The sequence below is a fragment of the Pseudomonas sp. PD9R genome (assembly GCF_019200975.1).
In the GTDB taxonomy this organism is placed as follows: Bacteria; Pseudomonadota; Gammaproteobacteria; order Pseudomonadales; family Pseudomonadaceae; genus Aquipseudomonas.
Window position 1 is genome coordinate 26,406 of sequence record NZ_JAHTMR010000003.1, and the last position, 12,387, is coordinate 38,792.

The following is a 12,387-nucleotide window of genomic DNA, read 5'->3' on the forward strand; positions in this document are numbered from 1 at the left end:
ACAAGAACAGCCTGAGGAGATCTTCATGAACGCTGCCCTAGACGTTCTGCAGTCCACACATCAGCACATCAACCGCGACCGTCTGTGGCAGTCGCTCATGGAGCTGGCGAAGCTCGGCGCCACGGTCAAGGGCGGCGTCTGTCGCCTGGCCCTGACCGACCTCGACCGCCAGGCCCGTGACATCTTCGTCAAATGGTGTACGGATGCCGGCTGCAGCGTCAGCATCGACGCCGTCGGCAACATTTTCGCCCGTCGTCCCGGTCGCAATCCGAACCTGCCCCCAGTGATGACCGGCAGCCACATCGACACCCAACCCACCGGTGGTAAATTCGACGGCTGTTTCGGCGTGCTGGCCGGTGTCGAAGTGCTGCGAACCCTCAATGACCTGGGCGTGGAAACCGAAGCGCCGCTGGAAGTGGTGGTCTGGACCAATGAAGAAGGCTCACGCTTCGCGCCATGCATGATGGGCTCCGGTGTGTTTGCAGAAAAATTCACCCTTGAGGAAACCCTCGCCAAAGTCGATGCCGAAGGCGTGACCGTGGGCGAAGCACTCAACGCGATTGGCTATGCCGGGCCGCGCCAGGTCAGCGGTCATGCGGTGGGTGCGTATTTCGAAGCACACATTGAGCAAGGCCCGATTCTTGAAGACGAACGCAAAACCATTGGTGTCGTCATGGGTGCCCTCGGGCAGAAATGGTTCGACCTGAAACTGCGCGGCGTCGAAGCGCACGCCGGCCCGACGCCAATGCACCTGCGCAAAGACGCGCTGGTCGGCGCCTCGGTGATCGTCGGTGCGGTCAATCGCGCCGCCCTCGGCCATCAACCCCACGCCTGCGGCACCGTTGGTTGCCTGCAAGCCTACCCCGGCTCACGCAACGTCATTCCCGGCGAAGTGCGCATGACTCTGGACTTCCGTCATCTGGAACCGGCACGGCTGGACTCGATGATCGCCGAAGTCCGCGAAGTCATTGAAACCACCTGCGAGGAACACGGGCTCACCTACGAGCTGACCCCCACAGCTGACTTCCCACCGTTGTATTTCGACAAGGGCTGCGTCGAGGCGGTGCGCGGTGCGGCGCAAGGGCTTGGCCTGTCGCACATGGACATCGTCAGCGGAGCAGGGCACGACGCCATTTTCCTCGCTGAACTCGGCCCGGCCGGGATGATCTTCGTACCGTGCGAAGGCGGCATCAGCCACAACGAAATCGAAAACGCCGCACCGGAGGACCTGGCGGCCGGCTGCGCGGTGTTATTGCGGGCGATGCTGGCAGCGTCGGCGGCGATTGCAAGCGGGCAATTGGCAGCCTGAAAAGATCGTTAGATGGATCTCTACAGGAGCTGCCGCAGGCTGCGATCTTTTGATTTTGTTTTTCAGGATCAAGATCAAAAGATCGCAACCTGCGGCAGCTCCTCCAGGGATCGAACATAGGCCTGTGCGGTCGTAATCTTCACAGGGGTGGACAAACCCCACCGCCTCCGTGGAGATCCAATGAGCCAGGACGTCCTGACCACCGAAACCAGTCGCCGCCAATTGCAGCAAATCATCACAGGCCTGTCCGATGGCGTGATTTTGCTGGAACTCGACCAGACCATCGTCTGGGCCAATGACGCGGCGCTGGCCATGCACGGTATAGAGCGGATCGGCGAGCTGGGTGCCAATGCCAAGGACTACGCCCGGCGCTTTACCCTGCGCTATCGCAACAATCACCCGGTCCCGGTCGACAACTACCCGATCAACCGCGTCGCGCGGGGCGAAACGTTCAGCGATGTATGGGTCGAGCTGACCCCGACTGATGACGAAGAACACACCTGGGTGCACCGCGTGCGCAGCCTGGTGGTGACCGACAACCAGGGTGAACCGGAGTCGCTGGTGTTGATCATGGCCGATGTCACCGAGTGGGCCAGCGCCGAGCAGCGTTTCGAGAAAACCTTCGCCGCCAACCCGGCCCCGGCAGTGATCTGCCGCCTCAGCGATTTGCGCTACATCAAGGTCAATCCCGGCTTCCTCGAAATGACCGGTTATGCCCGCGATCAGGTGGTCGGCACCTCCACTTATGAACTGGACATTCTGGATCAGGCAGAAAACAAAGACCTCGCCAAACAGCGTTTGCACGAAGGCGCGACCATCCCGCAGATGCAGGCGCAACTGCAATTGGCAGACGGTGGCAGCAAACAAGTGATCGTCGCCGGCCAACCGCTGGAACTCAATGACGAGGCCTGCATGTTGTTCTCTTTCGTGGACATGGAACCTCGGCACAAGGCCGAAGTCGCCCTGCGTCAGAGCGAAGAACGCTTTGCCAAGGCTTTTCGCCTGACGCCGGTGCCCATTCTGGTCTGCGCTGCTGCCGATCAGAGGGTGCTGGATGTCAACCAAGCGTTCCTCGACAGCCTCGCTTACTCCGCGGATGAAGTGCTTGGCCAGACGCTTGCGCAGATCGATTTCATTCAGGACAAGCGTGCGCGTGCGCGTTTATTGGCAGCGCTGGAAAAGAACGGTCGCCTGGACCGTATTGACGTGCAGGTCCGTAAAAAAGACGCCGGGCTGATCGAGTGCGCCGTATCGGCGGACACCGTGAACATTCAAGACAGCCCGTGCTACCTGCTGGTGTTGATGGACATCACCGAGCGCAAGCGCACCGAACTTGAGTTGGTGTCGGCGATTGAAGAAGTGATGAAGGATGCGTCGTGGTTCAGCCGCACACTGATCGAAAAGCTCGCCAACGTGAAGAACGTCAACTCGCCGCAATTGCCCAGCGCATCCTTCACCGATCTGACGGCGCGGGAGCGCGGTGTGCTCGAACTGATCTGCGAAGGCCTGGCCGACAAGGAAATTGCCGCGCGCCTGAAGCTGGCACCGAACACCGTGCGTAATCACGTGGCGACGGTGTATTCCAAGCTCGATGTGCACAGCCGCAGCGAGGCGATTGTCTGGGCGCGCGAACGCGGGTTGTTTTCCAGCGCATGGCCACCGAAAGGGCAGAGGTAAGGTGCAAATGCACTAAGGCTTGTGGTGCAAATTAATGTTCTTGGATGTGATGACATTTCTTAGGCTGGCAGTGTGCGAAAAACCATCTGCGGATCGTTCGCCCACCCTTTGAGATTGCTAAAGGAACAGCCATGCAACGCCCACGCATCACCGCCGCTGAACGTTATCGCCAAGGTCCATCGCAATGATTTACCTGGCGCAACTGCGGGCTCAACTTGAGCGGACGTTTTCCCCACTGGCCTGCGAGTGCAATGTCACAGGCGATCACTCGTTGACCGTGAAGCTCTACCATCCTGCGTCTGGTCAAGTGGACCTCGTGGTCAGCGGATTGAACGTGGCAACGCTCAAAACCCCCGAGGCGGTGGCCGCTCTCATCGAAGAACTGCGCTACGAACTTCAGAGCAACTCCCTGAACCCCCATAACCCCATCCCCCTGTAGGAGCTGCCGCAGGCTGCGATCTTTTGACCTTGTCTTTAGCTCATAACCTCATGTAGGAGCTGCCGCAGGCTGCGATCTTTTGACCTTGTCTTTAGCTCATAACCTCATGTAGGAGCTGCCGAAGGCTGCGATCTTTTGACCTTGATGTTGGCGATTTCCCCGCTGACCGTCGGGGAAAAGTTCAAGATCAAAAGATCGCAGCCTGCGGCAGCTCCTACATAAGGCGTACCCAGTTCAATTTTCTGTGACCCACCCGCGGACTTTCCTGCGTTGTTCTGTTGTCACAAAAATGTGTACATCATTTATCGCGGGTCATCCTATGAAAAGTCTTGGGAAACGCCTTGTTGCTTCACTGCCGCTCGCACTGTGCACGGCAGTCCTCTTTGGTTGCGCCAGTCCGCCACCGCCTCCACCTGTTACGCCGCCACCGCCGCCTGAAAGAACCTGCCAGACCATGGATAACACCAATGTGATGGGCGATGTGCGCGCAGAAAACGGCGAGGTGACTCGAGTCACCACCACCACCCGTTGTGTCACTCAGTAAGCCCGGGCGCAGCCCTCGTTGAGGCCTCGTGTCGAGAAAATCGTCCTGGTGGCGGACCTGGCCGGTACGGCGGTGTTCGCCATTGAAGGCGCCATCAGCGCGATGCGCAGCGGCCTCGACCTGCTCGGGGTAATGGTGATTGCTTTCATCGTTGCCCTGGGCGGCGGGGTAACCCGGGATCTACTGATCGGCGCCACACCGCCCAACGCCGTGGCCGACTGGCGCTATCCGGCCCTGGCATTCTTAATGGGCGGCTTGGCGTTTGTCTTCCATCAACAAGTGCTCGGCTGGTCCGGTTCGACACTGATCGTGCTCGATGCCGCAGGCCTGGCATTGTTCGCCGTGGCCGGAGCACAGAAGGCGCTGAACTTCGGCATCTCACCGTTCGTGGCGATGCTCATGGGCACCATCACCGGGGTGGGCGGCGGCGTCCTGCGCGACATCGTGCTCGCGAGAGTACCCGTGGTGTTGCAGGCTGATCTGTATGCGAGCTCCGCGTTTGTCGGGGCGGCGGTGCTGATCATCTGCCGACGCTTTGGCGTTCCGCCGGTGGCGACGGCGTTATTGGCGGGGGCAGCTTGTGTGGCGTTGCGGTTGTTGTCGGTGAGTTACGGGTGGCAGTTGCCCAAGGTTATCGTTGCCTCGTAAGGAGGTACTCGCAGTTATTAACTCCGTGGTTTTTATTGCTGAGTGATCTATTCCGCTGTCATTTCTGACAGTAGCCGCCGCACGGCATTTCTCTGATAGTGAAAACAACAGTTTTTCACGCTGCTCCAAAAATCGGGAGATGTCGCAATGGCTGGTAATCGCAATACCGGGCTGATGGCCGCTGGACCTTTGTATCTTTGCCACGGCGGTGAACACGAAATTACGATTAAGCCTGAGGATGACAGTCCCTGGATCAATCAGGGGGTTAGCCTGAATCGAAACCCAGCCGAGCCTGCATTGCCAGTAACCGCTACGCCTGCCATCGCNANGAATTTCAAAAGTTCGATGAACAGGGYGYSASYTGGRCCATCRACWGCCCWMCGCAAYCSGCCAATGCTGAWGTAAMGRCGTTTCAACTGTGGGCWCAGACCGARTTCACCTCCRCGCCGTATCAAGTTGATGTGTCRTTGGGGCATCACCGGATCGATTTTGTGGAYGCCAGCGGCAACGAACAGTTTCAGGTGATTGAATACGGCGAAGARGCRACRCTTAARGCGAGGGAGATCTCTTTCTACACAAAAGACGCAATGCCATTTTCGGTGAAATGGAAACTGRKAGAACAGGATCTACAGGTGGCTGATCCCGATTCGTCGGGCTGGATCATTTACACCTTCAAGCCATCAAAAGAAGGGGTTCACCTTGTCAATGTCACCGTGCCGAGTTTGTATTACGAAACAGGCTATTTCCGAGCAGAGTTGCCGGTTCATGCGCTGGCAGTGACCCCGTGGGGGAGCGATGCGTTATTGCAAGTCGACGGCAAGACAGAGCCGGATGTTCTGGAACGAGGTGTTGTTTGCACCCGCGGAAAATCGCTAACACTGAAACTGTTTAATGAAAACCTGCTACTAAAAGGTTCATCCGTGGCACTTAAGTCGGCCGATGCCAAAGCATTAGGGCTAACCGTTAATCCGGACCTGAACAACGAACGCCTGATGGATGGCGATGAATTGTCTTGGGATCTCAATTCAACCGCCAGCGCCAAAAGTGGTTTGTTTCAACTGCAGATGCACTGTTCGAAGCTCAAGCGTGATTGGGAAATCACCGGACATATGCTTTCAGCGAATCTTAAGGATGAAGTTCAAAAGGTAGAGGTGAACGGTAGTGAGGTTTCGGACTTCGGCGCAGTGTTTTTCCGCGAGGAAACCCGTCCGCTCACCGTGACGTTTGCGGAATCAATGCGCGGGCTAAGTGTGGCGCTGGAAGAAACTGGTAGTCCGGGTATGACCTACAACCCACCCCTCAAAAGGCTTCTGAAAGTCCCGGACAATCTAAAACTGGAATGGCAAGTGACCGGCGGTGACCGCAGCAGCGTATTTGCGCTCCAGGTCGTCTGCGCAGATGTCGAGACGCCATTGACCATCGAAAGTCGGGTGTTGTCGAAAATTACTACCGATGAAATTCAGTCGCTGAAGATCAATGGAGAGCTGGTCGATTTAAGTAAGCCAGAGTTGATCTTCTACCGTTCAGGTACCTACGTTGTGGAGTTGGTCCCCAAACCTGCTAGCTCATTGGTTGGGTTGAATGTGGCGCTCCAAAAGGGGGGTGGGGCAGAGCTAGGCATGATCTATAACCCGCCGCTGAATCAAGCGAGGCCACTCCCGCAAGCCGGTTTGAAGTGGACGGTGACCGGTGGATCATCCCAAAGTGGGCGGCTTGAATTACTGTTTGATTTTCCCCTACTGGAGCAGTCCGTGCCGGTGGACTGTCGGTTACTGTCGACCAATCTGGCGGATGAAGCCACCGTTGAAATTGAAGGCGGAGGCGATTGGTTTTTTCGGGATAAAGCCAGGTTCGTTAAGTTGACCCCGAAAGCAGGCAGTCCACTGGCCGGACTTGCGTTAAGCCTGTCATGCACGATCAAAAGCGGCCTTGATGTGGCCAACGTGGTGAGTTCACCGGCATTTGGCACTGAGCAAACAGCCAATTACCGCTGGCAGGTGACGGGAAGACTCAAAAGCGGCACCTTCGAGTTAAAGGTGTCGGGACAGGGCATGACCACACCGATCACGCTGGCGATCAGCAAGTTATTGTCAAACAGTTTGGCGGATGAGGCCACCGTCGAGATTGAAGGCGGAGGCGAATGGTTTTTCCGGGACAAGCCCAGGTTCGTGACGGTGACCCCGAAAGCAGGCAGTCCACTGGCCGGACTTGCCTTAAGCCTGTCATGTACGATTAAAAGCGGCCTCGATGCAGCCAACGTGGTCAGCTTACCGGCATTTGGCAGTCAGCAAACAGCCATCTACCGTTGGCAGGTGACGGGGAAACTGAAAAGCGGCACCTTCGAATTAAAGGTGACGGGGCAGGGCATGACCACACCGATTACACTGGCAATCAGCAAGTTGTTGTCAAACAGTTTGGCGGATGAAGCCACCCTTGAGATTGAAGGCGGAGGCGAATGGTTTATCCGGGATAAACCCAGGTTCGTTAAGGCGACCCCGAAAGCAGGCAGTCCACTGGCCGGACTTGCGTTAAGCCTGTCATGCACGATCAAAAGCGGCCTCGATGTGGCCAACGTGGTGAGTTCACCGGCATTTGGCAGTGAGCAAACAGCCACTTACCGCTGGCAGGTGACGGGGAAACTGAAAAGCGGCACGTTCGAGTTAAAGGTGGCGGGCCAGGGCTTGACCACACCGATTACGCTGGCGCTCTGCAAGTTGTTGTCGAACATACTGGCGGATGAGGCTCAATTCTATGTGGACGGCGCTATGCCTCCAGCCGGGGCTGTTGAGTTCATGAAAGATGGGCGTAGGAGGGTTACTTTGAGCCCCAGGCCGGGGAGCCCGATATCTGGGTATCCACTGATGCTGAGCATCAACGTTGGCGAACTTTTACCAGGCGATTTCAGTTGCTCCCCTAGAGCTGACGAAGTGACGGAAAGTCATTCTTGGTCTGTTTCCCCGCGTAATAGAACAGGACGGTTTGAATTAGTTGCAATGGACAAAGTCGGAGGACCTATTACAACTCTGTTAAGACTCCCGTGCCTATGCAAATGATGGCGGAATTATTTTGTACGCGGAGTAGGATTTGGGCATCCACAATAGCGTCTGATTCAGACTATGGTGTGTACATTGGATAGGTGGACACTCCGTTTGGCGTTGGTAATATCAATCTAGGCATGATTAGTAGTGAATGAACGCCGAATAATTTCAATCAGAAGAAGAAATAACGAGCGCGAAACTGAAAACGAAAAAGGCAGCCCGCCGTCTAATGCCGATCAGTTAAGACAATTGTAGGTGCGAGCTTGCTCCGGGCGGCGTTCCGACGAAGAACGTGAGGGTGACGCGTTTATCCAGCAAACACGCGTTATCGTTAACGTCCATCGCGAGCAAGCTCGCTCCTACAAGGGGCTGCGTTCGCTTAACTGATCAGCATTAAGCTAACCGGCAGCCTTTCTTTCATTCCAAACACCGAATCAAGACAAGAAACCACCATCCACATTCAACGAAACCCCAGTCGTATAACTGGAAGCATCACTCGCCAAATACAACACCGCCCCCGCCATCTCACTCGGATCAGCCACGCGTTTAAGCGGAATCTGCTGCAGCGCGGTATTCAAAATCGCCTCATTCTTCACCAGCGCCGAAGCAAACTTGGTATCGGTCAGACCCGGCAGCAACGCATTACAACGAATCCCGAATTGCGCACATTCCTTGGCGAACACTTTGGTCATGTTGATCACAGCCGCCTTGGTCACCGAGTAGATGCCCTGGAACACGCCCGGCGAGACGCCGTTGATCGAGGCGACGTTGATGATGCTGCCGCCGCCGTTTTCGCGCATCAGTTTGCCGGCTTCGACTGACATGAAGAAGTATCCGCGGATGTTGACGTCGACGGTTTTCTGGAAGGCGCTGAGGTCGGTGTCGAGGACGTTGCAGAATTGCGGGTTGGTCGCGGCGTTGTTGACCAGGATGTCGAGGCGGCCGAACTGTTCCTTGATGCCGGCGAAGACCTGGCTGATCTGTTCCATTTCGCCGATGTGGCAAGCGACAGCGGTGGCTTTGCCGCCGGCGGCGATGATGGCGTCGGCGACGTGTTGGCAGCCGTCGAGTTTGCGGCTGGACACGATAACGTGGGCGCCTTGTTGGGCCAGCAGTTTGGCGATGGCTTCACCGATGCCACGGCTGGCGCCGGAGACGAAAGCGATCTTGCCGTCGAGGTCGAACAACTGAGTCTTGGACATGGGGTTTCCTTGTTATCGAGTCAAATGCCGGGGTGTCGCTGATGCTGTTTGGTAGGGGCGGCTTGCAGCGTTTGGTCAGTAAGCGTGCGTTATCGTTTACGACCTTCGCGAGCAAGCTCGCTCCTACAGGGGATCTCAGAGGCTGGACTTCTGGATGACCTGCAGGCTCATCTGCTCCAGCAGTTTGTTCATGTGAATGAACTGCGCGAAGCGTTTGTCCTGGGTCTGGCCATGGTAGAAGCGGTAGTAGATCTGCTGCACGATACCGGCCAGGCGGAACAGGCCGTAGGTGTAATAAAAGTCGAAATTATCGATTTCGATGCCGGAACGCTGGGCATAGTAATCGACGAATTCGCGGCGGGTCAGCATGCCAGGAGCGTGGCTTGGCTGGCGGCGCATCAGTTGCACCGGTGCCGGGTCACCCGCTTCGATCCAGTAGGCAAGGGTGTTGCCCAGGTCCATCAGCGGGTCGCCGAGGGTGGTCAGTTCCCAGTCGAGCACGCCAATGATCTGCATCGGGTTGTTCGGGTCGAGGATGACGTTGTCGAAGCGGTAGTCGTTGTGGACGATGCTGGAAGTCGGGTGGTCGGCCGGCATCTTGTCGTTGAGCCAGGCTTTCACCGCTTCCCATTGCGGCGCGTCGGGGGTCAGGGCTTTTTCGTAGCGGTCGCTCCAGCCTTTGATCTGCCGCGCCACGTAGCCTTCAGGCTTGCCGAGGTCGCCGAGGCCGTAGGCGTTGTAGTCGACCTGGTGCAGTTCGACGAACTTGTCGATGAAGCTTTTGCACAGTGCTTCGGTTTTCGCCGAATCCAGGCCCAGTTCCGGTGGCAGTTCGGAGCGCAGGATGATGCCGTTGACCCGTTCCATCACGTAGAACTCGGCACCGATCACCGATTCGTCGGTGCAGTGCACATAGGCTTTCGGGCAGTAGGGAAAACCGTCGCGAAGCTGATTGAGAATGCGAAATTCGCGACCCATGTCATGGGCGGATTTGGCCTTGTGGCCGAAGGGTGGCCGACGCAGGACGAACTCCTGTTCGGGGTATTCCAGCAGGTAGGTGAGGTTCGACGCGCCACCGGGGAACTGGCTGATCGCAGGCAAGCCACTGAGGCCTGGAATATGCGCCTTGAGGTATGGATCGATCAGGCTGGCATCGAGTTCTTCGCCGGTGCGGATACGGGTGGACTGATCTGTAAGCGCCATACTTATCCCTTCTGCTTATTCTGGAGGCCTGAAACTATTGGCTAATCTAATGCGCCCACCCGGCACCCACAACCACGAACGGCCCTTATAGGTGAGCGTGTTGCCGAGCAATCATTGTTTTTGATACACCTGTTTGAATCGTCCTACAGAACGGCATTGCTGACGCGGATAGGCATTTCAATGGGTGTGAGCACGGGCTGACCCGTAAAGAAGGCCACGAGGTTGCGACCCACCAGTTCGACGGTGCCCTGGGTGGCTTCCGGCGACAGGCCGGCGACGTGCGAGGTTAGGACCACATTGGTCAACGACTTGAGGGCATCCGGCACTTGGGGTTCGTGATCGAATACGTCCAGCGCGGCACCGGCGATGCGGCGTTGCTCAAGGGCGCTGATCAAGTCGGCGGTGACGATCACGCTGGCCCGGGCGATGTTGACGACGAAACCTTTGGGGCCGAGGGCATCGAGTACCTGGCGGTTGATCAGGTGCTTGGTGGCGAGGCCGCCGGGGGTGGCGATGATCAAAAAATCCGAGGCGCGCGCCAGTTCCGTAGGCGTGGAGCAGAAGCTGTAGGGCACGTCGCTGCGATGTTGACGGTTGTGGTAGCTCACGCTCATATCAAAACCGTTGGCGGCGCGTTTGGCGATGGCCATGCCGACGGCACCCAGGCCGAGAATGCCCAGGCGTTTGCCGGCCAGGGAAGGGCGCATGATTTTCGGCCATTCACCCCGGCGTACGGCGGCGTCGCAACGGGGAATGTCGCGCACCAGCGACAGCAGCAATGCCATGGCGTGGTCGGCCACCGAAGAGGCGTTGACCCCGGCGCCGTTGGTCACGGTGATGCCTCGGTCGGCGGCGGCTTGCAGGTCGACGTGTTCGTATCCGGCGCCGATCACGCAGATGATCTTGAGGTTGGGCAGGGCAGCGATTTCATCGGCGTACAGGCCCAGTGGACCACGGGTCAGCACCGCGTCAATTTGGCCGCTGTGCCGGGTAATGGCCTCGGCGCGTTCGGCAGGTGTAGGCGCAAGAATCAGGTGAAAGCCCTGATGTTCGAGGATCGGCAAATAATCGTTGATGGTTTCAACCAGTACCAGAACGGTTGCGGGCATGCTTGGCTCCTGTAGGCATGTGTATGTCGAGCTCGACCTCGCTTGAGAGTGCTGGCTCCGGAACGTTTTGGCAACAACGCCGATACCGCGCTTCTCAGTGTAGGAGCTGGCGCGGCTTGCGATGATTTTCTATACGACGGCGAATCGTCAGGCCGGGGAAGGGGATTCAGGCTTTTCTGCTGTCAGAAAGCACTGCGCAGCTTCAAGGATTTCATCTGACAAGGCATCGCCCCGGCTGGCCCGGGCCAGCGTCAGCGCACCGACCATCAGCGAGTACTGCACCAGCGCCTGTTGCCGGTTGGCGACGGCATCGTCTGATTCCATCAGGCTGCTCAGCGAATCGAGCAGCTTGTTCAGGCCACCCATGAATGTCTCGCGCAGGCCGCTTTCGGCGGTTTCGTGGCACATATCGCCGGCAAAGGCCACCACCGGGCAGCTGTCACCCGGATTGTCGCGGCTGGCGGTCGACAGGTAGGGCTCGATCAAGGCCCGGCGAGCGCCGGCTTTATCGTCAGCCGTGGCAATCCGTTCCCGCCAGTGCCCTGCCGCTTGCTCGAACGCCCGGCCGCTGGCTTCGACGGCCAGCGCTTCCTTCGATTCAAAGTGACCATAGAAACCGCCATGGGTCAGGCCAGCGGCGCCCATCACATCGACAACACTGATCCCATGCAGGCCGCGTTCGCGAAACAGTCGCGTGGCGGCCTCGACGATGATTTCACGATTGAGGTCGGCTTGCTTGCGGGAGACTCGGGGCATTAGGGGCTCACAGATAAAGGATTGAAAATCAGAGGGCGTACTGGGCAATACCGTTGCCGAATGACCAGTTTTCTTTTTTCACTTCCACCAGATTAATGAAAACGTCTTCCAGACGCACCGACAGTTCTGCGTTCAGGTTTTCAACGATGGTTTTGTAGAGCAGTTTTTTCTGATCGAGAGTACGGCCTTCGCTCAATGTGATCTGGATGACCACCAGGCTGTCGGTGCGAGCGATGCCAAGGTATTGCGGGTCGAAAATAAAATGCTGCTCGTCGTGCTCGGCGAGGATCTGGAAATTATCGTTTTCGGGAACGCTGATGGCACTGCGCAGGGCCGCGTAAATCTGTTGGCCGATGCGTTTGGCGTAGGTGGGGTCTTGCTGTTTTTTGATGTCGATGCGAACCAGTGGCATGGGAAGACTCCGGGAGGGATACAGGTCGACCCAAAATACATGACGGTAAA

10 protein-coding genes are annotated in these 12,387 nt (G+C 57.5%); 5 read left to right on the plus strand and 5 right to left on the minus strand.

From position 1 onward, the window contains the following. Positions 1-25: 25 nt before the first annotated feature. The 5 genes from KUF73_RS07835 to KUF73_RS07855 all read left to right on the plus strand — a co-directional run bounded on the left by KUF73_RS07835 (position 26) and on the right by KUF73_RS07855 (position 7,670). Complete coding sequence (locus KUF73_RS07835) at positions 26-1,309, plus strand: Zn-dependent hydrolase (RefSeq protein ID WP_218437469.1); 1,284 nt, start codon at positions 26-28, stop codon at positions 1,307-1,309. Positions 1,310-1,489: 180 nt separating this feature from the next. Continuing rightward, complete coding sequence (locus KUF73_RS07840; RefSeq protein WP_218437470.1) at positions 1,490-2,986, plus strand: helix-turn-helix transcriptional regulator; 1,497 nt, start codon at positions 1,490-1,492, stop codon at positions 2,984-2,986. A gap of 184 nt (positions 2,987-3,170) precedes the next feature. Continuing rightward, positions 3,171-3,425: a DUF1652 domain-containing protein gene (locus KUF73_RS07845; protein WP_218437471.1), complete on the plus strand. Its 255-nt coding sequence runs from the start codon at positions 3,171-3,173 to the stop codon at positions 3,423-3,425. Positions 3,426-3,987: 562 nt separating this feature from the next. After that, positions 3,988-4,617 (plus strand): trimeric intracellular cation channel family protein, encoded by a 630-nt coding sequence (locus tag KUF73_RS07850; protein ID WP_218437472.1) that lies wholly within the window; start codon positions 3,988-3,990, stop codon positions 4,615-4,617. Positions 4,618-5,249: 632 nt separating this feature from the next. Further along, the gene (locus tag KUF73_RS07855) at positions 5,250-7,670 is read left to right on the plus strand and encodes a hypothetical protein (protein ID WP_218437473.1); all 2,421 of its coding nucleotides are present in this window, start codon (positions 5,250-5,252) and stop codon (positions 7,668-7,670) included. A gap of 419 nt (positions 7,671-8,089) precedes the next feature. On the opposite strand, the gene KUF73_RS07860 is transcribed toward KUF73_RS07855, so the two are convergent. The 5 genes from KUF73_RS07860 to KUF73_RS07880 form a co-directional block, all read right to left on the minus strand. Continuing rightward, positions 8,090-8,857: an SDR family oxidoreductase gene (locus KUF73_RS07860; protein WP_218437474.1), complete on the minus strand. Its 768-nt coding sequence runs from the start codon at positions 8,855-8,857 to the stop codon at positions 8,090-8,092. A gap of 135 nt (positions 8,858-8,992) precedes the next feature. Beyond that, entirely contained in the window at positions 8,993-10,060 is a 1,068-nt protein-coding gene (locus tag KUF73_RS07865; RefSeq protein ID WP_218437475.1) for a phosphotransferase family protein, read from the minus strand. A gap of 143 nt (positions 10,061-10,203) precedes the next feature. Further along, entirely contained in the window at positions 10,204-11,169 is a 966-nt protein-coding gene (locus KUF73_RS07870) for a 2-hydroxyacid dehydrogenase (protein WP_218437476.1), read from the minus strand. A gap of 147 nt (positions 11,170-11,316) precedes the next feature. Then, entirely contained in the window at positions 11,317-11,925 is a 609-nt protein-coding gene (locus tag KUF73_RS07875) for a TetR/AcrR family transcriptional regulator (protein WP_218437477.1), read from the minus strand. 28 nt (positions 11,926-11,953) lie between these two features. Continuing rightward, on the minus strand, positions 11,954-12,337 hold the full coding sequence (locus KUF73_RS07880; RefSeq protein WP_218437478.1) for a tautomerase family protein: 384 nt from the start codon (positions 12,335-12,337) through the stop codon (positions 11,954-11,956). Positions 12,338-12,387 lie beyond the last annotated feature (50 nt).